The sequence below is a fragment of the Stutzerimonas sp. KH-1 genome, assembly GCF_054483855.1.
This window is the reverse complement of record NZ_CM137011.1, coordinates 4,426,944-4,451,566: the sequence shown is the minus strand read 5'-3', so window position 1 is coordinate 4,451,566 and position 24,623 is coordinate 4,426,944. Positions and strand designations below refer to the sequence as shown.

The 24,623-nt window shown below is 65.6% G+C and carries 23 protein-coding genes; 9 read left to right on the top strand and 14 right to left on the bottom strand.

Annotated features, from left to right (window positions below; translation table 11 throughout):
- Positions 1–27: 27 nt before the first annotated feature.
- From ACX1DW_RS21235 to malE, 3 genes are all read left to right on the top strand, one after another.
- Entirely contained in the window at positions 28–1,320 is a 1,293-nt protein-coding gene (locus ACX1DW_RS21235; protein WP_458992336.1) for a maltoporin, read from the top strand.
- A gap of 116 nt (positions 1,321–1,436) precedes the next feature.
- Positions 1,437–2,360 (top strand): MalM family protein, encoded by a 924-nt coding sequence (locus ACX1DW_RS21230; RefSeq protein ID WP_125866944.1) that lies wholly within the window; start codon positions 1,437–1,439, stop codon positions 2,358–2,360.
- 70 nt (positions 2,361–2,430) lie between these two features.
- On the top strand, positions 2,431–3,648 hold the full coding sequence (malE, locus tag ACX1DW_RS21225) for a maltose/maltodextrin ABC transporter substrate-binding protein MalE (RefSeq protein ID WP_458992335.1): 1,218 nt from the start codon (positions 2,431–2,433) through the stop codon (positions 3,646–3,648).
- A gap of 254 nt (positions 3,649–3,902) precedes the next feature.
- Here the strand turns inward: malE and sugE are convergent, their stop codons facing one another.
- The 7 genes from sugE to zwf form a co-directional block, all read right to left on the bottom strand.
- Positions 3,903–4,223: a quaternary ammonium compound efflux SMR transporter SugE gene (sugE, locus tag ACX1DW_RS21220; RefSeq protein ID WP_045633470.1), complete on the bottom strand. Its 321-nt coding sequence runs from the start codon at positions 4,221–4,223 to the stop codon at positions 3,903–3,905.
- A 299-nt stretch (positions 4,224–4,522) separates the two neighbouring features.
- A protein-coding gene (locus tag ACX1DW_RS21215) for an IS3 family transposase (RefSeq protein WP_197674156.1) occupies positions 4,523–5,703 on the bottom strand; the annotation gives its coding sequence in 2 pieces (ribosomal slippage) (positions 4,523–5,448 and positions 5,448–5,703; 1,182 coding nt in all).
- A gap of 151 nt (positions 5,704–5,854) precedes the next feature.
- Entirely contained in the window at positions 5,855–6,718 is an 864-nt protein-coding gene (locus ACX1DW_RS21210; RefSeq protein WP_458992334.1) for an aldo/keto reductase, read from the bottom strand.
- Between the two features lie 12 nt (positions 6,719–6,730).
- Positions 6,731–8,359, bottom strand: a complete 1,629-nt coding sequence (locus ACX1DW_RS21205; RefSeq protein WP_458992333.1) for an NADP-dependent glyceraldehyde-3-phosphate dehydrogenase — start codon at positions 8,357–8,359, stop codon at positions 6,731–6,733.
- A 70-nt stretch (positions 8,360–8,429) separates the two neighbouring features.
- Positions 8,430–9,167: a bifunctional 4-hydroxy-2-oxoglutarate aldolase/2-dehydro-3-deoxy-phosphogluconate aldolase gene (locus ACX1DW_RS21200; protein WP_122098087.1), complete on the bottom strand. Its 738-nt coding sequence runs from the start codon at positions 9,165–9,167 to the stop codon at positions 8,430–8,432.
- Between the two features lie 18 nt (positions 9,168–9,185).
- On the bottom strand, positions 9,186–9,899 hold the full coding sequence (pgl, locus tag ACX1DW_RS21195) for a 6-phosphogluconolactonase (RefSeq protein ID WP_458992332.1): 714 nt from the start codon (positions 9,897–9,899) through the stop codon (positions 9,186–9,188).
- Positions 9,886–11,355 (bottom strand): glucose-6-phosphate dehydrogenase, encoded by a 1,470-nt coding sequence (gene zwf / locus ACX1DW_RS21190; protein WP_106157688.1) that lies wholly within the window; start codon positions 11,353–11,355, stop codon positions 9,886–9,888. The genes pgl and zwf overlap by 14 nt, the downstream gene beginning before the upstream one ends.
- Positions 11,356–11,526: 171 nt before the next feature.
- Between zwf and ACX1DW_RS21185 the strand changes: the two genes are divergently transcribed.
- Entirely contained in the window at positions 11,527–12,396 is an 870-nt protein-coding gene (locus ACX1DW_RS21185) for a MurR/RpiR family transcriptional regulator (protein WP_014820929.1), read from the top strand.
- A gap of 66 nt (positions 12,397–12,462) precedes the next feature.
- Here ACX1DW_RS21185 and ACX1DW_RS21180 read toward each other — a convergent pair whose 3' ends face one another.
- From ACX1DW_RS21180 to mdtD, 4 genes are all read right to left on the bottom strand, one after another.
- The gene (locus ACX1DW_RS21180) at positions 12,463–13,422 is read right to left on the bottom strand and encodes a glucokinase (RefSeq protein WP_458992331.1); all 960 of its coding nucleotides are present in this window, start codon (positions 13,420–13,422) and stop codon (positions 12,463–12,465) included.
- Positions 13,419–15,245 carry a phosphogluconate dehydratase gene (gene edd / locus ACX1DW_RS21175; RefSeq protein ID WP_458992330.1) on the bottom strand — a complete coding sequence of 609 codons (1,827 nt, stop codon included), beginning with the start codon at positions 15,243–15,245 and terminating at the stop codon, positions 13,419–13,421. The genes ACX1DW_RS21180 and edd overlap by 4 nt, the downstream gene beginning before the upstream one ends.
- 96 nt (positions 15,246–15,341) lie before the next feature.
- Positions 15,342–15,602: a hypothetical protein gene (locus ACX1DW_RS21170; RefSeq protein ID WP_063542127.1), complete on the bottom strand. Its 261-nt coding sequence runs from the start codon at positions 15,600–15,602 to the stop codon at positions 15,342–15,344.
- A 216-nt stretch (positions 15,603–15,818) separates the two neighbouring features.
- Entirely contained in the window at positions 15,819–17,246 is a 1,428-nt protein-coding gene (gene mdtD / locus ACX1DW_RS21165) for a multidrug transporter subunit MdtD (RefSeq protein ID WP_110775971.1), read from the bottom strand.
- A 285-nt stretch (positions 17,247–17,531) separates the two neighbouring features.
- Here mdtD and ACX1DW_RS21160 point away from each other — a divergent pair, with 285 nt between their 5' ends.
- From ACX1DW_RS21160 to ACX1DW_RS21145, 4 genes are read left to right on the top strand one after another with little or no spacing between them, the layout of a single operon-like run.
- Positions 17,532–18,065, top strand: coding sequence for an iron transporter (locus tag ACX1DW_RS21160; protein ID WP_200597723.1), 534 nt, complete (start codon positions 17,532–17,534; stop codon positions 18,063–18,065).
- A complete protein-coding gene (locus tag ACX1DW_RS21155) occupies positions 18,065–18,403 on the top strand; it encodes a cupredoxin domain-containing protein (protein ID WP_458992329.1) in 339 nt (112 codons plus the stop codon). Before ACX1DW_RS21160 ends, ACX1DW_RS21155 begins: the two co-directional genes overlap by 1 nt.
- Before the next feature lie 15 nt (positions 18,404–18,418).
- Positions 18,419–19,276, top strand: a complete 858-nt coding sequence (locus ACX1DW_RS21150) for an FTR1 family iron permease (protein WP_458992328.1) — start codon at positions 18,419–18,421, stop codon at positions 19,274–19,276.
- Positions 19,273–20,646 (top strand): 4Fe-4S binding protein, encoded by a 1,374-nt coding sequence (locus ACX1DW_RS21145; RefSeq protein ID WP_458992327.1) that lies wholly within the window; start codon positions 19,273–19,275, stop codon positions 20,644–20,646. The genes ACX1DW_RS21150 and ACX1DW_RS21145 overlap by 4 nt, the downstream gene beginning before the upstream one ends.
- Positions 20,647–20,767: 121 nt before the next feature.
- Here the strand turns inward: ACX1DW_RS21145 and ACX1DW_RS21140 are convergent, their stop codons facing one another.
- From ACX1DW_RS21140 to ACX1DW_RS21130, 3 genes are all read right to left on the bottom strand, one after another.
- Positions 20,768–21,463, bottom strand: a complete 696-nt coding sequence (locus tag ACX1DW_RS21140; protein WP_458992326.1) for an anaerobic ribonucleoside-triphosphate reductase activating protein — start codon at positions 21,461–21,463, stop codon at positions 20,768–20,770.
- Positions 21,460–21,615, bottom strand: a complete 156-nt coding sequence (gene nrdD / locus ACX1DW_RS21135) for an anaerobic ribonucleoside-triphosphate reductase (RefSeq protein WP_003287967.1) — start codon at positions 21,613–21,615, stop codon at positions 21,460–21,462. The genes ACX1DW_RS21140 and nrdD overlap by 4 nt, the downstream gene beginning before the upstream one ends.
- Positions 21,616–21,691: 76 nt before the next feature.
- Entirely contained in the window at positions 21,692–23,704 is a 2,013-nt protein-coding gene (locus tag ACX1DW_RS21130; RefSeq protein WP_458992325.1) for a ribonucleoside triphosphate reductase, read from the bottom strand.
- 226 nt (positions 23,705–23,930) lie between these two features.
- Here ACX1DW_RS21130 and ACX1DW_RS21125 point away from each other — a divergent pair, with 226 nt between their 5' ends.
- Positions 23,931–24,608 (top strand): Crp/Fnr family transcriptional regulator, encoded by a 678-nt coding sequence (locus ACX1DW_RS21125; RefSeq protein ID WP_110775965.1) that lies wholly within the window; start codon positions 23,931–23,933, stop codon positions 24,606–24,608.
- Positions 24,609–24,623 lie beyond the last annotated feature (15 nt).

Here is a 24,623-nt window from a genome sequence, read left to right as displayed (position 1 = left end):
CATTAACAAGAAAAACAAGGACCCGTCATGAAGCACACCGCGCACCCTCTATTCGTCCTCAAACCCGCCTGTGTCCTCGCCGCCCTGCTGGTCGGCGGCCCGGCCCTGGCGGTCGATTTCCACGGCTATCTGCGTTCCGGCGTCGGCGCCACGGCCGGCGGCGGCGACCAGGCCTGCTTCCAGGCTGCCGGCGCCCCGGCGAAATATCGCCTGGGCAACGAATGCGAAACCTACGCCGAGATCGGCCTCGGCCAGGAGGTGTGGAGCGAAGGCAACCGCAGCTTCTACGTCGACAGCATGATCGCCTACCGCTCCGACCAGGGTAACGACTGGGAAGCCACCGGCACCGACACCAATGGCGGCGAGAACAACCCCTTCGACGAGGCCGGCACCACCTCCATCCGCCAGTTCAACGTGGTCGGCAAGAACCTGATTCCAAGCCTGCCGGGCGCGGCGATCTGGGCCGGCAAGCGCTACTACAAGCGCCACGACGTGCACATCAACGACTACTACTACTGGGACGTCTCCGGCCCCGGCGCCGGGATCGAGGACATCGACCTGGGCTTTGCCAAGGCCAGCGTGGCGTGGATCCGCAACACCGACGGCGACTGGGTCTACCAGGGCTCGGGCACCGGCACCAACCTGGCCAACGACACCCTCGACTTCCGCCTCGCCGAGATCGACGTCAACCCGAACGGCAAGCTGGAGATCGGCTACGACTACGGCAAGGCCAACCTCACCGACGAACAGGAACGCGATCCCGGCTACGAGGACCAGAAAGGCCATCTGGTCACCCTCGAGCACACCCAGAGCAACTGGTTCGGCGGCTACAACAAGCTCGCCCTGCAGTACGGCACCGACGGCATCATCGGCAGCAGCGGGCGCAACAGCACCGGTAACAGCGACGGCAAGATGCTGCGCCTGGTCAACCAGGGCGTGGTCGGCCTGAGCGACAACATCGAGATGATGTACGTGCAGATATACGAGGACCGCGACTTCGACAACGACTCCGGGCAGACCTGGGCCAGCTTCGGCGTGCGCCCGGTGTACAAGTGGAGCGACGTGATGAGCACCGCGCTGGAGTTCGGCTACGACCGCGTCGATCCACAGGCCGACGGCGAACGCACCCGCGACCTGAAGAAGCTCACCCTGGCCCAGCAGTGGTCAGCCGGCAACAGCTTCTGGGCGCGCCCGCAGATCCGCGTGTTCGCCACCTACGCCCAGTGGGACGGCGGCCGCTATCAGGCCGCCAGCGAATCCATCGACGCCGGTGACGACGACGGCCTCACCTTCGGTATCCAGGCCGAGGCCTGGTGGTAAACCGCGCCGGCTGAACGCCGTTGCACGCAACGGCAGCCTTTCCGCTCCCACCGTCCAGACGGTGCCTTTTGCCCCGACTCTGGCAGGTCGGGGCATTTTTTATCCGGAGAACCGCCATGCATCCTCTATCCCTTCTCGCCGCCGGGCTGATCGCCCTGGCGCTGGCCGGCTGCAGTAGCGAACCGCTGCGTCGGGTCGACGCCCTCGCCGCCAGCCCGGCGCCGCTGCAAGGCTCGGTCGAACAGGCGCGTGCCGCGCTGGCCGCCGCGCCGTCCTGCTGCAGCGGTCTCGACCAGCTGCCGTACCAGCCGCTGGAGGCGGGCTTCAGCGGCAATGTCGTGATCGACAGCCAGGCCCCGGCCTATGCCTTCGAAACCGGCAAGAGTTTCTTGCGCGCTTTCAAACTGCCGGCCGGCGGCCCGTCGTTCGAGCTGCGCCTGTACAGCCAGGCCGGCAGCAGCGTGCTGGCACCCAACGCCATGCTGCTGGACAGCCGCATGCGCCCGACCCGCCTGCTGGATGCCGACGATTTCGTCTACGTTCCGCCGACCGGGCTCAAGGGTGACAGCCTGGACGCGCGCCTGCGCATCGACCGCTCGCAGCCGGAGCACCCGGGCAACGAGCGCTACCTGATCCTCTACACCAGCGAGGCGCAGATGGCCGGGCAGACCGTGCTGCAGCACCCGGCCAAGGCCTACGCCAAGGCGCTGGGCAACGAGCCGCCGAGCATTCCCGATCCGGTGGCGCAGCACTCCCCGGTGGGTGTGATCAAGCTGGTGATGATTCCCGACAGTGCCGCCGGCTCGACCGCCAAGGGCTACGTGCCGGGCTACAGCATCGGCCAGGAGATGGGCAACGAACTGCCCGTCGCGCCGGCCCCGGCAGTGCTGCCGGAAACCTCGGCCTACTACCGCCAGGCGATCGATGCCGCGCTGGCCGAGAAGGATCTCGAACGCGCGCTGCGCCTGGCCGACGAGGCGGCGCGGGTGGGTGATACCACGGCCAAACGCCATTTGCTGGAGCGTATCCAGATCAAATGACCCGTACGGGGCGCCGTGAACGCCCCGATTTCATACGCAGGATGCAGCCATGAAAATAACAAGATCTGCCTTGAGCCTTCTGCTTCTGCTCAGCACGCCGGTACTGGCACTCGAGCGTGATGCCCTGACGATCTGGATCAACCAGGACAAGGGCTACAAGGCCCTGGGCGAAATCGGCAAGGATTTCACCAGGGCCACCGGCATGCCGGTAACCGTCGACACCCCTGACGACCTGGCGGTCCAGTTCGACCGCCTCGCCACGACCAGCCGGGGCCCGGACATCGTCATCTTCGCCCACGATCGCTTCGGCTCCTGGATCAACAACGGGCTACTCGAACCGGTGGAGCCCAGCGCGCAAGCCCTGGCGCGTGCGCCAGCGTTCGCCTGGGAGGCGGTGACCATCGGCGCGCGCTACTACGGTTATCCGCTGGCCACCGAGGCGGTCAGCCTGATCTATAACCTGGACCTGGTACCCGTGCCGCCACGCAGCCTGGCGGAAGTGGCGACGCTGGATCGCCGCCTGCGTGCCGAGGGCAAGCGCGCGATCGAATGGGACTACCGCAACCTCTACTTCTCCTGGCCGATTATTGCCGGCAGCGGCGGCTATAGCCAGAGGAAGAACAACGGCATCTATGACCTCACTGACATCGGCCTCAATACGCCGGGCGCCATCGAAGGCATGGAGTCGATCAAGCGCCTGCTCGACGACGGGCTACTCGATCCCGCCGCGACCTATCAGAGCATGATGGAAGGCTTCAAGGACGGGCGCACGGCCATGATCATCAATGGGCCCTGGGCCTGGAACGAGGTACGCCAGGCCGGTATCCGCTTCGCGGTCGGCGACATTCCCACCGCCGACCCGGCGCGCCAAGGCAAGCCTTTCGTTGGCGTGCTCGCCGCCGCGATCAACAGCAACAGCCCGAACAAGGCCGCAGCCCAGCGCTTCATCGAGGACTACCTGACCAACGCCGACGGCCTGGCGCGGATCAATGCAGAGAAACCCCTCGGCGCAGTGGCCAACCTGGCCTTGATGGAACGCCTGCGGCACGATCCGCTGATCGCCCACACCTATGCTTCGGCACAGGCGGGCGAAATCATGCCGGACATTCCGGAAATGAAGCGCCTCTGGGCGCTGATCACGCCCCGCATGGAACCCATGCTGAGCGGCCGCAAGCCCATTGCGGATACCCTCGACTACATCGCCGAGCGCTTGGCCAAGGGCTCGCAGATGCAATCCTGGCGCCGGCGGCATTATCCGCTGAGCCCCAATCTGGCCGAGCAGCGATAACCGCAGTCACAGTGCTGACGAGAGGGCCAAGCGCATCGGCTGGGCTTCAGCCCACCCGATGCAGAAAGACGCCAGTACCCACCCGCCAACGCGCGAACGAGGCGACTGGCACGCCTGGGCACTGCGGTGGATGGGTGGAGCGTCATCCACCCTACGATCCCTGCTGTAAACGTCGGGTGGCGCTTCAGCCCACCGGATGGGAGATCCCCGTGGCCGAACCGGCTCCTGGGCACAGCGAACCAAAGCGCACTGCCTCAGGCGGTCAGCTTCAACCCCACCAGCCCGGCCAGCAGCAGTACCACGCTCAGCAACCGCGCCGGCGAGGCGCTTTCGCCAAAGATGACGATGCCCAGCGCCACGGTGCCCAGCGCACCGATGCCGACCCATATCGCATAGGCGGTACCCACCGGCAGAACCTGCATGGCACGGGCGAGGAGGAAGAAGCTGGCGGCCATGGCCACCAGGGTGAGCACGCTCGGCAGCGGGCGGGTGAAACCTTCGGAAGCCTTGAGGCCAATGGCCCAACCCACTTCGAGCAGGCCGGCGATGATCAGCATGATCCAGGCCGAATGCATGACGATGACTCCAGCAACGGCAGGGCCGTCCCCGCATGATTCGACACGCCGACGGGTCGTCCCGCGGCGGATGCGACCCTAGCACAGCCGCGCACCGTTTTGGACCACTCGCAGCGCCCGTTGATCAATGGCGTTCCTAAGCGGGGATATGCCGAACCATCGCAGATGCCCGCGGTGGATGGATGAAGCGTCATCCCCCTACGAGCCCCCGTTGGGTGGAAAACTGCAAAGCATTTTCCACCTTGAAAGGGCCGTGTTCCCATCGGGAAGGCCACGCGGTGGATGGATGAATGTAGTGGTCAACTAATTCCGGACACCTCGATAGGTGGTTTCGACGCCATCGCCCGCTCGTAAACGGTCGGTGGCAGATATCCCAGTTTCGAGTGCAGCCGCTCGTTGTTGTAAAACCCAACGATGTATTCCACGATGTCACGTATCGCTTCTGCGTGATTGGCGTAGTCGCGGCGCCATACCCGCTCCATTTTCAAACTCAGAAAAAAGCGTTCCATCACTGAGTTGTCCCAGCAGTTACCTTTACGGCTCATGCTTTGCTGCATGTCATTTCGCGCCAGCAACGCTCTGTAGCTTGCGCTGGCGTACTGGCTACCGCGATCCGAGTGGGCGATCAGGCCAGGTGGCGGTTGACGCTGAGCAATTGCCAGCTGCATTGCACTACACACCAGCTCGGCAGGCATGTTCGGGGCCATGGACCAACCCACGATCTTGCGTGAGAACAAATCCAATACCACAGCCAGGTACAGCCAGCCGCTGCGGGTCCGGATGTAGGTAATGTCCGCTACCCAGGCCTTGTTTACCGCCTCAGGCTCGAATTGACGATTCAGTACATTGTCGGCAACTGGCAGGTCGTGCTTGCTATCGGTCGTGTGCACAAACTTACGCTTCCAAGCCGAACGCAGGCCGTTGGCACGCATCAAGCGACGAATTTTATAAACGCCGATTTCCATACCCTTGGCGCGCAACGCTTTACGTAACGGACGGCTCCCATAGCAGCCGCCACTCGCATCAAACGACGCTTTGAGCTGCACGGTCACGGGGCAAACCGATGCTGGCGTGTCGGCACGCCTGTTTGCCTCGTAGAACCCCGATCGGCTGACCCCCAGCAGCCGACAGACATACGCCACCGAATAAGCCTTCTGTTGCAGCTGCCGAACCAGGCGATACGTTACTTCAGCTCGCGGGCAAAGAAGGCGGTGGCTTTTTTTAATACATCGTTATCCATCTTGAGCTGGCGGTTTTCCTGCTCCAGCTGCCGGATTCGCTGCTGTTCGGATGTTAGTGGTTTACCGATCCCGGGCTGACCCAATTGCTCAGCCTCGTACTGCTGAACCCAGCGCCGGACGGCTGTCTCACCAATATTCAGATCGCGACAGACCTGCGGAGCGGTCAGCCCCTGGTCCTTGATCATCTTCACGACTTGCAGCTTGAAGCTGTCGTCGAATGTCCTGCGTTTGGTGGTCATGAAAAACTCCTCGATAGATGCATTTTCCACCTATCGAGGTGTCCGGGGAAATTAGACCACTACAGAAGCGTCATCCACCCTACGAGTCCCGCGTAGGGTGGAAAACTGCGAAGCATTTTCCACCTTGGATAGCGGACAGACGCCCACTGCCTCAGGCCACCTCATGCCCGCGGGCCGCTTCGCTCAGGTAGAACCAGGCGGGACGGTCCAGCTCCAGCTCGGCGCCCAGCAGCGCCTCCTCGATCCGCTCCCAGCGCAGGCTGCCGAGGATCGGTAACGGCCGGCCGGGCAGCTGCCGCAGCCAGGCCAGCGCCACCTGATTGGCCGTGGCGCCCCGGTCGGCGGCGACTTCATCGAGTGCGCTACACAGCCGATCGCCGAAGCGTCCACCGCCCATGGGCGACCATGCCAGCACCTGCAGACCGGCAGCCTGCAACGCATGCAGGCTGCCATCCCATACCCAGTGCTGGGCCTGCAGTGACAGCTCGATCTGGTTGCAGCGCAGCGGCACGCACTGGGCCAGTACCTGGCAATGCAGGATGCCGGCGTTGGACAGCCCGACCCAGCCGACCTTGCCGCTGGCGATCAGGTCGTTCAGCGTGTCGGCCACCTCGTCGACCTGCAGCAGCGGGTCCGGGCGATGCAGCAGGAAACCATCGAGTCGTTCCACGCCCAGTCGCGCCAGGCTGTCGTCCACCGCCCGGCGCAGGTAGCGGGCACTGGAGTCGTAGTGCTTGACCCGCCAGCGCGAGCAGTCCTGCTCCGCCGGCACGATATCGGCCTTGCCGATGATCTGCAGCCGCTGGCGCAATCCCGGTGCCTGGCGCAGAGCCGCACCGAAGTGCGCCTCGCATTGCCCGCCGGCATAGATGTCGGCATGGTCGAAGCCGTTCAGCCCGCGCTCGACACAGCGTTCGATAAAGCCAAGCAGCGCTTGAGGTTCGCCCAGCTCGGGGTATTCCAGCAGGCGCATCATGCCCAGCAACAGCGGCTGGGCGAGCACGGGTGCGGCCATCGTGGCGCTCCGTCAGAAGATGTAGTCGGTGGTCAGGAAGCTCGACTGGCGGTCACGGATGATCCGGTCGACCAGCTCCTTGTTGGCCTCGTTGAAGCGCGTCGCCACCAGGGTACGGATGGAGAACACGCGCAGGGCGTCATGTACCGACAGCGTGCCCTCGGCGGAATTCTTGCGACCGTTGAACGGATAGCTGTCCGGTCCGCGCTGGCACTGGGCGTTGATGTTGATGCGCCCGACCTGGTTGACGAAAGCATCCACCAGCCGGCCTACCTGCGCCGGGTCGTTGCCGAAGATCGACAGCTGCTGGCCGTAGTCGGAGGCGGTGACGTAGTCGATCACCTCCTGCAGCTCGCGATACGGAACCACCGGCACCAGCGGACCGAACTGCTCTTCGTGATAGACACGCATGGACGAATCCACCGGGCTCAGCACTGCCGGCTGGAAAAAGGTCTGGTGCGACTCGCCGCCGCCGGCGTTGATCACCCGCGCGCCCTTGGCCACGGCGTCTTCCAGCACCGCATGCAGGTAATCGGTCTTGCCCGGCTCCGGCAGCGGCGTCAGCGCCACGCCCGGCTCCCAGGGCATGCCCGCCTTGAGCGCGTTGACCCGCGCAGCGAAGCGTTCGAGGAAACCATCGAGCACCGCCTCATGCACGAAGAGGATCTTCAGCGCGGTGCAGCGCTGGCCGTTGAACGACAGCGCGCCGGTCACCGCCTCTTCCACGGCATTGTCGAGATCGACCTGCGGCAGGACGATGCCCGGGTTCTTCGCATCCAGCCCCAGCGCGGCGCGCAGGCGGTGCGGACGCGGATGCAGTTTCTTCAGGTCGGCGGCGCCCTTGTGCGTGCCGATAAAGGCGAACACGTCGATCTTGCCGCTGGCCATCAGCGCGCTGACCGTCTCGCGACCTCGACCGTAGATGACGTTGATGACCCCGGCCGGGAAGCTGTCGCGAAAGGCTTCGAGCAGCGGGCGGATCAGCAGTACGCCGAACTTGGCCGGTTTGAATACCACGGTGTTGCCCATGATCAGCGCCGGGATCAGCGTGGTGAAGGTTTCGTTCAGCGGATAGTTGTACGGCCCCATGCACAGCGCCACACCCATGGGCACACGGCGGATCTGCCCGAGGGTGCCCTGCTCCAGCTCGAAGCGGCTGGAGCTGCGGTCCAGTTCCTTCAGCGCATGGATGGTGTCGACGATGTAATCGCAGGTGCGGTCGAATTCCTTCTCCGAATCCTTGAGGTTCTTGCCGATCTCCCACATCAGCAGCTTGACCACTGCCTCGCGCTGTTCGCGCATGCGCGCCAGAAAGCTCTCGACATGGGCGATACGCTCGGCCACGCGCATGGTCGGCCAGGCACCGCGACCGTAGTCATAGGCGGCAACGGCGGCATCCAGCGCGCGCAGCGCGGCGTCGGCATCCAGCAGCGGCGTGCTGCCGAGCACCACCTGACGCTCGCTGCCATCGGTCTCACGCAGGAAAACCGGGCTGCGAACTTCCGCCAGCGGGCCGTCCCAGTGCATCAATTCGCCATCGACCAGATAGTCGCGCTGCTCGACGGGTGCGTCCGGACGATAGGCTTCGGGAATCTCATCCAGACGGGGGAAAAGCTCGGAAAGCGGGCGCGCGTTGCTCATGCAACCTCCAGGTAGCGAGAAGATGGGGAAGATGCGGCGGGCCTTGGCCCGCCGCGAGGGGCTGGGACGATTACAGCTCGCGCTGTTCGGCGCGCTCGGCGCGCAGGTCGAAGTCGCGCGGCAGTTCGGCCGCCGGCGCGCTGTCCAGCGCCTGCAGGGCCTGGCGCGTGGCGCTTTCGATGGCGGCCCAGTCGCCGGCACGCACGGCCTTGGCGTCGACCATCCAGGTGCCGCCGACGCACATCACGTTGGCCAGGCTGAGGTAATCCCGCGCATTGCGCGCATTGACGCCGCCGGTCGGGCAGAAACGGATGTCACCGAACGGCCCGCCCAGCGCCTTCAGCGCTGCCACGCCGCCACAGATCTCGGCGGGGAACAGCTTGAAGCGGCGATAGCCCATGGCGTAGCCGAGCATGATTTCCGAAGCGCTGGCCACGCCTGGCAGCAGCGGCAGCGGGCCCTGCAACGCGGCTTCGAGCAACGCCGGCGTGCTGCCGGGCGAGACGATGAACTGTGCACCGGCGGCCTCGGCCTGCTCGAGCATGTTGGCGTCGAGCACGGTGCCGGCGCCGACGATCAGCTCCGGGCGCTGCTCGCGCAGCAGGCGAATGGCGCCCAGGCCCAGCGCCGAACGCAGGGTGATTTCCAGCACGCGCAGGCCACCGGCAGCCAGGGCGTCGGCCAACGGCAGGATGTCCGCCTCACGCTCGATGGTGATCACCGGCAGGATGCGCGCAGCGCTGCACCACTTGTCGATCAGGGCGATCTTGTCGTTCATGGCGTCGGCGCTGGTTTGGATAGATGTCATGGAAGATTCCTTGCGGCCTCAGGGGCACCAGTAGATTTCGAGGGGACGGGCGAGGAAGGCGCGAATCGGCATCGCTTCGTAGGGCTCGCCAGCCAGGGCCTGGTTGAGCGTGGCCAGCTTGCCCGGGCCGTGCAGGGCGAGCAGGGTCAGCCGGGCGCTGGCCAGCAACGACAGGCTCATGCTCAAACGCTGGCGCGGCACGCTCGGTGCCCGCATGGGCAGGCAGCGCCGCGTACCACGCGGGTCGAGCGCCTGCTGCAGATTCGGGCTATCGGGAAACAGCGAGGCGGTGTGGCCGTCCTCGCCCATGCCCAGCACCAGCACGTCGATCGGCGGCAGTTCGGCCAACGCGGCATGGGCGCGGTCGGCGGCCTCTTCCAGGCTCGCCGCGCTCTGGTACAGGCCGACCAGGCGCGCCGCGGCGGCCGGGCCCTGCAGCAGGTGGCGACGCAGCAGACCTTCGTTGCTGTCGGGATGGCTGACCGGCACCCAGCGCTCGTCGGCGAGGCTGACGGTGACATTGGCCCAATCCAGTTCCTGCTGTGCCAGGCGCTCGAAGAAGGCGATCGGGCTGCGGCCGCCGGACACCACCAGGGTCGCCGCACCGCGCTCGGCGATCGCACCGCGCAGGGCGTTGCTCACGGTCAGCGCCAGTTCGCCGGCCAGCTGGTCGGCGTTGCCGAGGCTGAAACCGAGGGTCTGCACGGGCAGATCGAGATTAGAGATCGTCATACCAACTCCTGCCATCACGGCTGATCAGGGCAATCGAGGCAGCCGGTCCCCAGCTGCCTGCTGCATAAGGTTTGGGCGGGGCGCCGACGCGCTGCCAGCCGTCGATCAGCTGGTCGCACCACTTCCAGGCGTATTCGATTTCGTCCTTGCGCACGAAGAGGTTCTGGTTGCCCTTCATCACCTCCAGCAGCAGACGCTCGTAGGCGTCGGGGATGCGCGGGCTCTTGTAGGTTTCCGAGAAGTTCAGCTGCAGCGGGCCGCTGCGCAGCTGCATGCCCTTGTCCAGGCCCTGGTCCTTGGTCATCACCAGCAGCGAGATGCCCTCCTGCGGCTGCAGGCGGATGATCAGCTTGTTGCCGATCAGCTGGCGCTGCTCGGGGGCGAAGATGTAATGCGGCGGCGCCTTGAAGTGGATGACGATCTGCGACAGCTTCTGCGGCATGCGCTTGCCGGTCCGCAGATAGAAGGGCACACCCGCCCAGCGCCAGTTGCAGATCTCGGCCCGCAGGGCAACGAAGGTCTCGGTGTCGCTCTGGGTGTTGGAGTTTTCCTCCTCCAGATAGCCCGGCACCTGACGCCCAAGGATGCTGCCGGCGACGTACTGGCCGCGCACCAGCTGCTGACCAAGATGCTCCGGCGCGATGGGCGCCAGCGCCTTGAGCACCTTGACCTTCTCGTCGCGGATGCTGTCGGCCGAGAGATCGCTGGGCGGGTCCATGGCGATCAGGCAGAGTAGCTGCAGCAGGTGGTTCTGGATCATGTCGCGCAGCTGGCCGGCCTGGTCGAAGTAGCCCCAGCGGCCCTCGATGCCGACGGTTTCGGCGACAGTGATCTCCACATGGGAAATGTGGTTCTGGTTCCACTGCGTCTCGAACAAGCTGTTGGCAAAGCGCAGGGCGATGAGGTTCTGCACCGTGTCCTTGCCCAGGTAATGATCGATGCGATAGGTGCGGTCTTCCGGGAAGAAGCGCGCCACCGCGTCGTTCACTTCGCGGGAAGATTCCAGGTCATGACCGATGGGCTTTTCCAGCACCACGCGGGTGCGCTCGGCCAGCCCCGCCTCGGCCAGCCCGGCGCAGATCGCGCCGTAGACGGAAGCCGGGGTGGCGAAGAAGGCGACGATGCTTTCCGCGTTGCCGGCCTTGTCCGCCAGCGCAGCGAAATCCTCGGCGCGGCGGAAATCCATGCTCAGGTAGTCCAGGCGCGCGATGAAGCGCTGCAGCACGGCTTCGTCGAGTTCGCGCTCGCCGACGTGGCGACGCAGATGTTCTTCGATCATCGCCAGATGGCTCGCCGCCTCGCCGCTCTCACGAGCGAGCGCGAGCAGGCGCGTTTCGGTTGGCAGCAGGCCGGCGCGATCGAGCTGATAGAGCGCGGGAAACAGCTTGCGCAGGGCCAGATCACCGAGGGCGCCGAACAGCGCCAGGGTGCAGGGTTCGACAGATAATGGCGTCATGATGTTTGTTCTTCTACTAAAACTGCACTATGAATACACGGCGACGCCCTGCTATTCAAGTTCAATGTAGTAATAAAAACAACATTTACCGCAAATTTAGATACCTGTGGCCGCTCCGCAGCGCCCTCAGTAGGATAGGCAACCCCTTTGGCAAGCCGCATCAGGACCGACATGGACCGCGTACACAACCTGCTCGAGCAGATCCAGCGCCGCATCGAAGACCTCAACAAGGCCGAGCGCAAGGTCGCCGAGGTGATCCTGCGCAACCCGCAGCAGGCCACCCGCTTCAGCATCGCCACCCTGGCGCAGACCGCGCAGGTCAGCGAGCCGACAGTGAATCGCTTCTGTCGCTCGTTCGGCGTCAGCGGCTACCCGGAACTGAAGATGCAGCTGGCGCAGAGCCTGGCCAGCGGCGCCGCCTACGTCAGTCAGGCAGTGGAACCCGACGACGGCCCGGCGGAGTACACGCGCAAGATCTTCGGCTCGGCCATCGCCTCGCTGGACAGCGCCTGCCAGAGCCTCGATCCGCAACTGGTCAGCCGCGCCGTGGACCTGATGATCCAGGCCAGGCAGATCCACTTCTTCGGCCTCGGCGCCTCGGCCTCGGTGGCGCTGGATGCGCAGCACAAGTTCTTCCGCTTCAACCTGGCGGTCACCGCGCATTCGGACGTGCTGATGCAGCGCATGCTGGCCTCGGTGGCGCACACGGGCGAGCTGTTCGTGATCATTTCCTACACCGGGCGCACCCGCGAGCTCGTGGAGGTGGCGCGCATCGCCCGCCAGAACGGCGCCTCAGTACTCGGCCTGACCGCCGCCGGCTCGCCACTGGCGCAGGCCAGCACGCTGAGCCTGAACATTCCGCTGCCCGAGGACACCGACATCTACATGCCGATGACCTCGCGCATCATCCAGCTCACCGTGCTCGACGTGCTCGCCACCGGCATGACCCTGCGCCGCGGCGTGGATTTCCAGCCGCACCTGCGCAAGGTGAAGGAAAGCCTCAACGCGAGCCGCTATCCGGCGGATGAAGAGCCGAGCTAGAGCAACCGCGCCGGCGGAGATGTTGCTTTAACAATATCCCGCCATCACACACCGGAAAGCGCCGGATCAGCGCGCCAGCGCCTGCTCCAGCGCCACCCCGGCGCCCTCCAGCCCCGGAAACTCAGCAGTCACCAGCCACACCGGCACATCGCCAAGATAGCCGCTCATGCAGCCCTTGCTGGTAAAGCCGTGAGCAAAACCACTGGCCGCGAAGAAATCGGCGAAACGCGGCACGACACCACCGACGATATACACCCCGCCGCGCGCACCGAGCGTGAGCACGTTGTTGCCGGCAACCCGGCCGAGCCACACGCAGAACTGCTCCAGGGTCGCCACCGCCACATGATCGCCCGCGAGCGCGGCCGCGGTGACTTCAGCCGGCGACGCCAGTCGCGGCGACAAACCGGCCAGGGCACAGACCGCCCGGTAGAGCAGCAACAGGCCACCGCCGCTGAGCACGTCTTCGGCACGCACATGGCCAAGCTGCGCAAACAGCATCTGCCACAGCGCCGCCTCGTGCGCATCCGCCACGGGCAGATCGACGTGCCCGCCCTCCCCCGGCAACGCACGCCAGTTGCCACCGCCCAAGGGCATCAGTGCGGCGACGCCAAGCCCGGTACCCGGCCCAATGACCAGCGCTGGCGCGTCCACCTCGGCCGCGCCAGCACAGATCATGCGCCGCCCCGCTTCGCCTACCCGCGTCATGCCCAGCGCCATCGCGGCGAAGTCATTGATCAGCAGCAGCTCGTCCAACTGCAGGGCGCCACAGAAGTCGCGGCGCGTCAGCCGCCAGTGATTGTTGGTGAAGGTGAACTGCTCGCCCTTGACCGGCCCGGCGCAGGCCAGACAGGCCGCCTCGACGCTGCCCGGCGCCAACCCGAGAGATGCCAGGTAATACTCAACCGCCGTTTCGGGCGTGACGAAATCCGCTGTCGCCAGTACCCGCACCGACTCCAGCCGCGAGTCCCGCCACAGCGCGAAGCGCGCGTTGGTGCCACCGATATCACCGACCAGCGCCAGCCTCATCGCAGCACCTCCAGCCCGGCGGTGAACACACTGGCGCCCTGTTCGGCGGAGCTGAACGCCGCCCGCATGAAGCCGAACAGCTCGCGGCCACAACCTTGTACGCCCGCCGCCGGCGCCGCTACCGGCAAGCGATCGGCCAGCTCGGCGGCATCCACCAGCACCTCGAGCACGCCGCCCTGACCGTCGACGCGCAACAGATCACCATCGCGCAGCCGCGCCAGCGGCCCGCCATCGATCGCTTCCGGGCAGACATGGATCGCCGCCGGCACCTTGCCCGACGCACCGGACATGCGCCCGTCGGTGACCAGCGCGACCTTGAAGCCACGATCCTGCAGCACGCCGATATAGGGCGTCAGCTTGTGCAATTCGGGCATGCCATTGGCGCGCGGCCCCTGGAAACGCACCACGGCGACGAAATCACGCTCCAGCTCGCCGGCCTTGAACGCCTCCACCAGCTCCAGCTGATCGGAGAAGATCCGCGCCGGCGCCTCCACGACGCGATGCTCCGGCGCCACGGCGGACACCTTCATCACGCCGCGCCCAAGGTTGCCGCTCATCAGTCGCAATCCGCCCTCGGCGGAGAACGGTCGCGCGACGGGGCGCAGGATGCTGTCGTCAAGGCTTTGCGCAGCCCCTTCACGCCAGGTCAGCCGACCATCCTCGAGGAAGGGCTCCTGGGTATAGCGATGCAGGCCTCGCCCCATCACGGTATGCACATCGTCGTGCAGCAGGCCGGCGTCGAGCAGCTCGCGCACCAGCAGCGCGACACCGCCAGCGGCATGAAAGTGATTGATGTCCGCCGAGCCATTGGGATAGACGCGGGCCAGCGTCGGCACCACCTCGGAGAGGTCGGCCATGTCCTGCCAGGTCAGCTGAATGCCCGCCGCCTGAGCGATGGCCGGCATGTGCAGGGTGTGGTTGGTCGAGCCGCCGGTGGCATGCAGCGCGACCACGGCGTTGACCAGCACGCGCTCGTCGACCAGCTCGCCGAGGGGCGTGTGGCAGCCCCCCTGAGGCGTGAGCCGCGTGACCTGGCGCGCCGCCTCGATGGTCAGCGCATCGCGCAGCGGCGTACCCGGATTGACGAAGGACGAGCCCGGCAGGTGCAGGCCCATCACTTCCATCAGCATCTGATTGGTGTTGGCGGTGCCGTAGAAGGTGCAGGTGCCGGGGCTGTGATAGGCCTGCATCTCGGCAGCGAGCAGCTCGTCGCGGCCAGCCTTGCCTTCGGCGTAACGCTGGCGCACCGCGGCCTTGTCCTTGTTGGCCAGGCCGGAGGGCATCGGCCCGGCCGGCACGAACAGCGCCGGCAGATGACCGAAGCGCAGCGCACCGATCAGCAGGCCAGGAACGATCTTGTCGCAGATGCCGAGCAGCAGCGCGGCGTCGAACAGGTTGTGCGACAGCGCCACCGCCGTGCTCATGGCGATCACCTCGCGGCTGGCAATGGCCAGCTCCATGCCCGGCTCGCCCTGGGTTACGCCATCACACATCGCCGGCACGCCACCGGCCACCTGGCCCACCGAGCCGATCTCGCGCAGCGCCTGGCGCAGGCGCTCGGGGTAGTCCTCGTAGGGTTGGTGCGCCGAGAGCATGTCGTTGTAGGCGGTGACGATGGCGACGTTGGCCGCATCAGGCAGCCGCAGGCGCTGCTTGTCCTGGGCGCCACAACCGGCGACACCATGGGCGAAGTTTGCGCACTGCGCCGCGTTGCGGGCCGGCCCGGCGCTCGCGGCGGCACGAATCATGGCGAGATAGACCTCGCGCGTCGGACGGCTGCGCTCGATCAGGCGCTCGGTGACTTCGACGACCCGGGGATGCATGGAACCTCCAAGATTGTAGTTTTTATAACAAATAGGAGCGCATCATAGCCGCACACACCAGCCATTCGAAGCAATATGTTCGTACAAACAACAAATTCAGCGCCGCAGCAGCTCGATCTGCCGACACAACTGGGCGACGTGGGCCTTTTCCGCGCGCAACCCCGATGTCAGCTCGGCCTTGTCCTTCTCCAGCCGCACGATCACCTGCCCTAAGCCGTCGAGCAGTTCACGCAACACCGTCAGCTCGCAGCGTTGGCTCTTGCGTTCCAGCCACAGCAGCCATAGCAGAACCAGCAGCACCATCACGCTGCACAGCGATCCTCCGATCAGCAGCCAGGCCAGGCTCATCCCGTTCATTCCTTCGCTCCTTCCATAACGGCAGAATGCCAGTCCAGAGCTGCAACGATATGTAGCCTTATACGACAGGTCGATAATGTTTACTTGAACAGGTAAACAAATGCAGCGGGTTCGCGGCGGCGCAATGGCCATCGCGATCAAGCCCGCGCTTGAGGCGTGATGAGAAAGCCGAACGACATGACCTGAAACCTTACATATCAGCGCAAACGGGCGGACCTATTCGCCCACGTCAACCGCGCGCCGCGAGTCATCGTCGTGGCCGGGGTCGCGGGGCTCCAGCTGCAGGAACAGCGCGGCCGCGAGCATGGCCATGGCACCCACGCAGAGGAAGGTCAGCTGGAAGGCGTGCAGCACCTCGCTGTCCGCCGCACCCTCCACGGTGAAGCCGCCGAGCAGCGCGCCGGCGGTGGCGACACCAAGGCTCATCGACAGTTGCACCACCACCGACAGCAGGCTGTTGCCGCTGCTGGCGTCGGCATGGCTGAGACCGATCAGGGTGACGGTGTTCATTGCGGTGAACTGCATGGAGTTGACCATGCCGATCAGCCCGAGATGCACCAGCAGCAGCCAGGTCGGCGTCTGCGTGCCGATGGTCGCCAGGCTGGCGATCAGGCAGCCGAGCAGCAAGGTGTTGCCGATCAGCAGGCGACGATATCCGAGGCGGTCGATGATCGGCTTGGCCAGGGATTTCACCGCCATCGCGCCGAGCGCCAGCGGGATCATGCTCATGCCCGCCTGCGCCGGCGAATAGCCCAACGCCACCTGTAGCAGCAGCGGTACCAGGAATGGCAGAGCGCCGCCGCCCAGGCGCGCGAACAGGTTGCCGAAGATGCCGACCGCGAAGCTGCGAGTATGGAACAGCTTGGGGCTGAACAGTGGCGCCTCGATGCGCCCGGCACGCAGCCAGTAGGCAGCCATGCAGGCGGCACCGCCGAACAGCAGCAGCGTCACCCGCGCATGCGGCATGTGCATCTCACCGAGCCCTTCCAGGGCAATGGTGATCAGCACCATCGCGACACCGAACAGCACGAAACCCAGGGTATCGAAACGCACCCGCTCCGGCCCCTTGAGGTCCGGCATAAAGCGCAACGCGGCGATACAGCCGATCACGCCCACCGGCAGATTGATCAGGAAGATCCAGTGCCAGGAGGCGTACTCCACCAGCCAGCCGCCCAGGGTCGGCCCGAGCAATGGCCCGACCAGCCCCGGCAACGCAATGAAGGCCATGATTCGCACGAATTCACTGCGTGGAAACGCCCGCAGCACCACCAGCCGCCCGACCGGCAGCATCAGCGCGCCGCCCAACGCCTGCAGCACGCGGGATGCGACGAGCTGGTTGAAGCTGGTGGACAGCGCGCAAAGCAGCGAGCCCAGGGAAAACAGCACGATGGCTGCGACGAAGATCCGCCGACTGCCGAAACGATCGGCGATCCAGCCCGATGCCGGAATCAGCAACGCCACCGTGAGCATGTAGGCGATCACCACACCCTGCATGCGCAAAGGGTTCTCGGCCAGGTCGCGGGCCATGGCCGGCAGCGCGGTATTGAGAATGGTGCCGTCCAGCGTCTGCATGAAGAAGGCGATGGCCACCAGCCACGGCAGGATTCGCGCGGTGCGGGCATCGAGAGCTACGGGCGGTTGCATGAAGTCCCCGGAAACGAAAGGTGCACCATCTTAGAGGATTCCCCCGGCGACGGTTCGCGCCGCCAGGGCTTCGACACGGCAGGGACCAGTGCTACGACGCCCCTGTGACGACCGGTCGCAGCAGTCCGCCGACGCCCGCGGAGAGCGGTCTGCAACCGCATACGGGCTTGCATACGGCTACCGGTAACAAAATATTTCTTGGGAAATTGACGCGAATCATTATCATTCGGAAGCGCAGATGCAATCTTCACTCCGTCCTTTTCTGCTTTTCCGGAGGCTTTCCCAATGCGCATCCCCGCCACACTCGCCATCACGTCCCTGCTGCTCACCCCGCTCGCCCAGGCGAAGGAATACCCCATCGGCGAACCGCAGCACTGCGGTGGCATGGAGGTCGGCGCGGTGTACCTGCAGCCGGTCGAAATGGACCCGCCGGGCATGATGCGCGCCGCCGCCGAGTCCGACGTGCATCTCGAGGCCGACATCAGCGCCACCGAAGACAACCGCAACGGCTGGCAGGAAGGCAGCTTCGTGCCCTACCTGAGCATTCACTACACGCTGCGCAAGAAGGGTTCCGACGAAGTGGTCGAAGGCGACTTCCACCCGATGGTCGCCAACGACGGGCCGCATTATGGAGACAACGTCAAGCTGCTCGGCCCCGGCAAGTACCAGCTGACCTACAAGATCCTGCCGCCAGGCTCGGGGCACAACATGTTCGGTCGCCACACCGACAAGGAAACCGGCGTCGCGCCCTGGTTCGAAGGCTGCGAGCTGAACTACGAGTTCACCTACGCCGGCATCGGCAAGAAAGGGGGCTACTGATGGACCGCGCCGGGCGTTCGCTGCTCGGCGCGCTGCCCCTGCTGGCCGGGCTTGCGGGCCCGGTGCAGGCCGCGCTGCCGACCTACGAGCTGACCATCCGTGACGGCCACTTCGAGCCGGCGACCCTGGAGGTGCCGGCCCGTCAGCGCTTCAAGATCATCGTGCACAACGCCGGCAACGGGCCGACCGAGTTCGAGAGCACGCCGCTGCGCGTCGAGAAGGTGCTGTCACCGGGCGTGACCTCCTTCGTCGTGATCCACCCGTTGAAGCCGGGCCGCTATCCGTTCTTCGACGAATTCCATATGGATCTTCCCGAGGGCGAGATCGTCGCCAAGTAGTTAAGGAGCACATCCATGGGCCAATCCATGTTCATCGTCTGGCGCGAAAGCGTCGAGGCCCTGCTGGTCATCGGCATCCTGCATGCCTGGCTACGCCAGCAACCGGGCGCCGGCAACGCCCTGCGCATGCTCTGGGCCGGCGTTGCTGCCGGGCTCGGCCTGGCCGTCGCGCTGGGCTGGGGCGTGCTGCGCGCCGGCGACTGGCTGGCCGGCAGCGGTGGCGAATGGTTCCAGTGCGCGATGCTGCTGGTAGCCAGTCTGCTGATCCTGCACATGGTCGGCTGGATGCATCAGCACGGTCGCACGCTGAAGACCAGCCTGCAGAACAGCGCGGCGGACAAGCTCAGCCAGGGCAGCGGCTTCGGCCTGCTGGTGCTGGCCATGCTCGCCGTCGGGCGCGAAGGCAGCGAGACGGTGGTGTTCCTCTACGGCATCGGCAACCAGCAGCAGGGCCAGGATCTCACCGGCTTCGTCATCGGCGGAGTCCTGGGCTTTGTCCTCGCCCTGCTTAGTTATGCCGCGTTGCAGGCTGGCAGCCGCTACTTCAGCTGGCGGCGTTTCTTCCAGGTCAGCGAGGTGATGTTGCTGCTGCTCGGTGGCGCCCTGCTGATGGCCGCACTGGACCGCTTCAGCGGCCAGCTGATGGGCATGGATGTACCGGAAGTGCTCTACACCGTGTTCGGCGATCCGCTCTGGGATACCTCGGCCCTGCTGGATGACGGCGGCGCGCTGGGCGGCACACTGGCCGGCCTCACCGGCTACCGCGCCATGCCGTCACTGGCCGCGGTGGTGACACTTGCCCTGTACTGGCTCGCCGCATGGGCCTGGCTCAAACCGCGGGCGCAGGTGCAGCTCGCTGCGAGGCCGGCATGATCACCCAGGCGCCGTGGCTGGCGCGACTCGGTGATCTGCTGCGCCAGCATGCGAAGGCCATCCGCACGCTGCAATGGTTGGTGGTGGGGTTCTACCTGACGCTGCTGGTGATTCCGGCCTTTCTCGACCTGCCGCCGGCCCAGGCCGGCATGCTCGACAACCTGACGGTACTGGCGCAGTTCATCTTCTGGGGCCTGTGGTGGCCCTTCGTGCTGCTGTCGATGATCTTCTTTGGCCGCCTGTGGTGCGGTGTGCTCTGCCCCGAAGGTTCGCTCAGCGAATGGATCAGCTGGCGTGGGCTGAACAAGCGCACGCCGCGCTGGGTGCGCTGGAGCGGCTGGCCGACCATCGCCTTCATCCTCACCACCGTCTATGGCCAGCTGATCAGCGTCTACGACTACGCCCAGGCGGCACTGCTGATTCTCGGTGGTTCCACCGTCGCGGCGATGCTGGTGGGCTTTCTCTACGGTCGCGGCAAGCGGGTCTGGTGCCGCCATCTGTGCCCGGTCAGCGGCGTGTTCGCCCTGCTCGCCCGGCTGGCGCCGGTGCATTACAAGGTCGACGAACAGCGCTGGCTGGAGAATCGCGAACCGCACCTGCCGACACCTAACTGCGCCCCGCTGATCGACATTCGCCGCATGCAGGGCAACGCCGATTGCCATGCCTGCGGCCGCTGCAGCGGACAGCGTGGCGCAGTGCAGCTGAGCGCCCGTTCGCCGAACGCGGAAATTCTCATCGTCGGCGGCCAGCGGCAAGGCGAGCACTGGGACAGCACCCTGCTGCTGTTCGGCATGATCGGCCTGGCCATGGGCGCGTTCCAGTGGACCGTCAGCCCCTGGTTCATCGACCTCAAGCAGGCCGCGGCGGAATGGCTGGTGGATCGCGACATCTTCTGGCCGCTGGAAGCCAACGCGCCCTGGTGGCTGCTGACCCATTATCCGCAGGCCAACGACGCCTTCACCTGGCTCGATGGCGCCGTGATCCTCACCTACATCTTCGGTGCCTCGCTGCTGATCGGCGGTGCGCTGTGGCTCCTGCTGCGTGCGGCTGTACGCGTCATGCGCCGCGGCGACAATGTGTTCCAGCACCTGGCGTTGGCGCTGGTACCGCTGGGTGGCGCCGGGCTGTTTCTCGGCCTCTCGGCGACCACGGTCAAGCTGCTGCGCTACGAGGGCTTCCTGCTGGCCTGGGCGCAGCCGGCACGCGCCGCGCTGCTCATCGGCGCCGTGGCTTGGAGTCTGTACCTGGCCTGGAACGTCATCAGCCGGCACGGCGGCAACGGCCTACGCCGGCTACTGGCATTCGCCTGCGTCAACGCCGGCTGTGCGCTGGTCGGCTACGGCTGGTGGTTGCAGTTCTGGGGCTGGTGAGTCGCCTGTTCTAGGTGGGCTGAAGCCCACCCTACAGAGCGTGGAGGGCCATCACGGTAGGAGCGCCTGCGCTCCCTTCCGCACCGCATGCACGACCAGGGGGTGCAGGGAACGCCTGCGACTAACCGCGCAACACGAATGACGGGAACAGCCGATCCATGCGCTCCCACAAGCGCTGCTGGTCGTAGGGTGCGCGGCTCTCGGCGAGGCCGTCGTCGAGCATTCTCGCGGTGCGCACGCATTGCACGGCGAAGCGTTCGACACCCAGCCGGCGCAGGCGCTGGGCCATGTCCCAAAGGCTATCGGCATCGAACAGCTGCCAGTGCACGGTGGTCCGGCATTCATGCTCGACGCCACTTTCAAGTAGATGCTCGAGACTCTTCCAGTTGGCCTTGCCGCTGCCATCCACGCCGGTGATCGCCGTGCTCTGTTCGGGTAGCGCCTTGACGTCGAAACCGACCCAGTCCACCAGTGGCAGAATGTTAGCGAACAGCTTCGGCTTGATGCCGGCGCTGTGCAGGCCGACCTTGTAGCCCAGCGCCCGCACCTGGGCGATGGCCTCGGGCAGCGCGCTCTGCAGGGTGGGCTCGCCGCCGCTGAACACCACCGCCTCGAGCAGGCCGACGCGCTGCTCGAGGAACGCCAGAATCTCCGACCAGGGCTTTTCCTCGTTGCCACAGGCGGGAATCAGCTGCGGGTTGTGGCAGTAACGACAGCGCCAGCCGCAGCCCTGGCAGAACAGCACGCAGGCCAGATGGTCGGGAAAATCCAGCGTGGTCAGGGGGACCAGCCCCCCGACGCGAAGTGCTGCGGTCACCGCGCCGCGGCTTCAGTGAAATGCAGACGCTCGCGGTGCTCGGACTGCTTGCCAGGATTGAAGGCGGCTACCGGGCGGTGATAGCCCATCACGCGGGTCCAGACTTCGCAACGCTGGCGCTGGTCCTGGGGCAGTTGGCTGGCTTGGCTCATGTTGCTTCTCCTTACTTGCTGGGGTGTGAGTATGCAGCGCCGCACGGTGCGGAGCTGCGGGGCAAGGGGTCGCAGCTCAGACGGCCCGGGCCGCTTCGGCCTGCTGCAGCAGCGCCTCATCGCATTTCGGGCAGAACTCGTGCTCGCCGGCGAGATAGCCGTGCACCGGGCAGATCGAGAAGGTCGGCGTCACCGTCAGGTAGGGCAGGCGGAAGCGCGACAGCGCATTGCGTACCAGCTTCTTGCAGGCCTCGGCCGAGGAAATCTGCTCGGCCATATAGAGGTGCAGCACGGTGCCGCCGGTGTACTTGCACTGCAGTTCGTCCTGCAGCGCCAGGGCCTCGAACGGGTCGTCGGTGAAGCCGACCGGCAGCTGCGACGAGTTGGTGTAGTACGGCGCCTCGGCCGTACCCGCCTGGAGGATGTCCGGAAAACGCTTGCGGTCTTCCTTGGCGAAACGATAGGTGGTGCCCTCGGCCGGCGTCGCCTCGAGGTTGTACAGGTGCCCGGTGTCTTCCTGAAACTGCACCAGCCGCGCCCGCACGTGATCGAGCACCTCGAGCGCCAGCGCGCGGCCGGCTTCGCTGTGCAGCCCCTCGGCGTCATCGGTGAAGTTGCGCAGCATCTCGTGCAGGCCGTTCACGCCGATGGTTGAGAAGTGATTGCGCAGGGTGCCGAGGTAACGCTTGGTGTAAGGGTAGAGCCCGGCATCCATATGCTGCTGGATGACCTTGCGCTTGACCTCCAGGCTCTGCCGCGCCATCTCCAGCAGGCGATCCAGCTGCGCCAGCAGGGCCGCCTTGTCGCCTCGGTAGAGGTAACCCAGCCGCGCGCAGTTGATCGTCACGACGCCCAGCGAACCGGTTTGCTCGGCCGAGCCGAACAATCCGCCGCCACGCTTGAGCAGCTCGCGCACGTCCAGCTGCAGGCGGCAGCACATGGAACGCACCTGGTTGGGCTGCATGTCCGAGTTGAGGAAGTTCTGGAAGTACGGCAGCCCGTAGCGCGCGGTCATCTCGAACAGGCGCTCGGCGTTGTCGCTGTCCCAGGGAAAATCGTGGGTGATGTTGTAGGTCGGGATCGGGAAGGTGAACACGCGGCCGAGGCCGTCACCGGCCTGCATGACTTCGATGTAGGCGCGGTTGATCAGCTCCATCTCGGCCTGCAGCTCGCCGTAGGCGAAGGGCATTTCCTCGCCGCCGATGTAGGGGATCTGCTCGCGCAGGTCTTCCGGGCAGACCCAGTCGAAGGTCAGGTTGGTGAACGGCGTTTGCGTGCCCCAGCGCGACGGCACGTTGAGGTTGTAGATGAACTCCTGGATCGCCTGGCGCACCTCATCGAAACCAAGCTGGTCCTTGCGCACGAAGGGCGCGAGATAGGTATCGAAGCTGCTGAACGCCTGGGCGCCGGCCCACTCGTTCTGCAGCGTCCCGAGGAAGTTGACCATCTGCCCCAGGGCGCTGGACAGGTGCTTCGGCGGGCCCGCCTCGACTCGCCCGGGAATGCCGTTGAAGCCCTCGGTAAGCAGCGTGCGCAGCGACCAGCCGGCGCAGTAGCCGGCGAGCATGTCCAGGTCGTGGATATGCAGATCGCCTTCGCGGTGCGCCGTGCCGATCTCCGGGCTGTAGACCTCGTCCAGCCAGTAGTTGGCGGTGACCTTGCCCGACACGTTGAGGATCAACCCACCCAGTGAATAGCCCTGGTTGGCGTTGGCCCGTACGCGCCAGTCTTCGCGCGAGAGGTATTCGTTCATCGAGGCCGCGACGTCCACCACCGCCTTGCGATCGCGGCGCAGCCGCGCGTGGCGCTCGCGGTAGACGATGTAGGCGCGCGCCGTGTCGAAGTGGCCGGCAGCCATCAGCGTGCGCTCGACACCATCCTGTACCTGCTCCACCTCCACCGCCGTGCGATGGGCCAGCTGCAGGCAGACCGCCTCGGCCAGGGCATGAGCCTCCGACGCACCGAATTCGCCCGTGGCCGCGCCGGCGGCCGCGATCGCACGCTCGATCTTCGCCATGTCGAACGCCGCCAGGCGGCCGTCGCGCTTGCGCAATGAAACCGGTTTTGTCACTTCTGCCTGCCTGGGCATCCACGCCTCCATACCATATGTAGTGTTGTTTCTGACTTGAAACACAATATGGTGCGACTTTAGAGGCGGAACCCTGTTACCGAATTGACCATCGTCAAGCCAGCTCAAGCGATTGCCGAGCGGTCGCATCGCCATGGCCGGCAGACTTGTCCAGCGTCAAGGAACTCTCCGCGTGCCGCCTCATAGGATGCAGCCTGGTAAACCCGGTTCGTCCGGGGGAGGACACATGCTCACCGAACATTCGCTGATCGCCGAATTGCGCCGCCATCATCTGTTCAGCCGGTTGCCGGATGCCGCGCTGCAGGAAGTCTGCGCCTCGGCCAACCTGAAGCGCCTGCCGACCGGTGCCTCGCTGTTTCATCAGGGCGACAGGGCTGACCGCTTCTATTTCCTCTTCAGCGGCCAGATCAAGCTGCATCGAGTGGTCTGCGACGGCCAGGAGAAGCTGGTGGAAGTGATGCGCGCCGGTGAGTCCTTCGCCGAAGCGCTGCTGTTCAAGGGCACGCCCAGCTATCCGGTCAGCGCCACGGCGCTCAAGGCCAGCCTGGTGGCCAGCCTGAACGGGCCGCACTACCGGCGCATTCTCGAGCAGCAGCCGGATATCTGCCTCGACATCCTCGCCACCCTGAGCATCCGCCTGCACCAGCGCATGACCGAGATCGACACCCTCACCCTGGCCAACGCCAGTCATCGGGTGGTGCGCTTTCTCGCCCAGTCGCAGCAGGACGACAGCGGCGTGGTGATGCTCGACGTGCCGAAGCGGTTGATCGCTTCGAAGCTGGGCATCCAGCCCGAAACCTTTTCGCGCATCCTGCATCGCCTGATCGACGCCGGGACCATCTCCGTCCAGCGCCGACGCATCGAGATCCTCGACCACCGCAAGCTGGCGGCCTATGACGAATGACCTGCGACAGAGCGC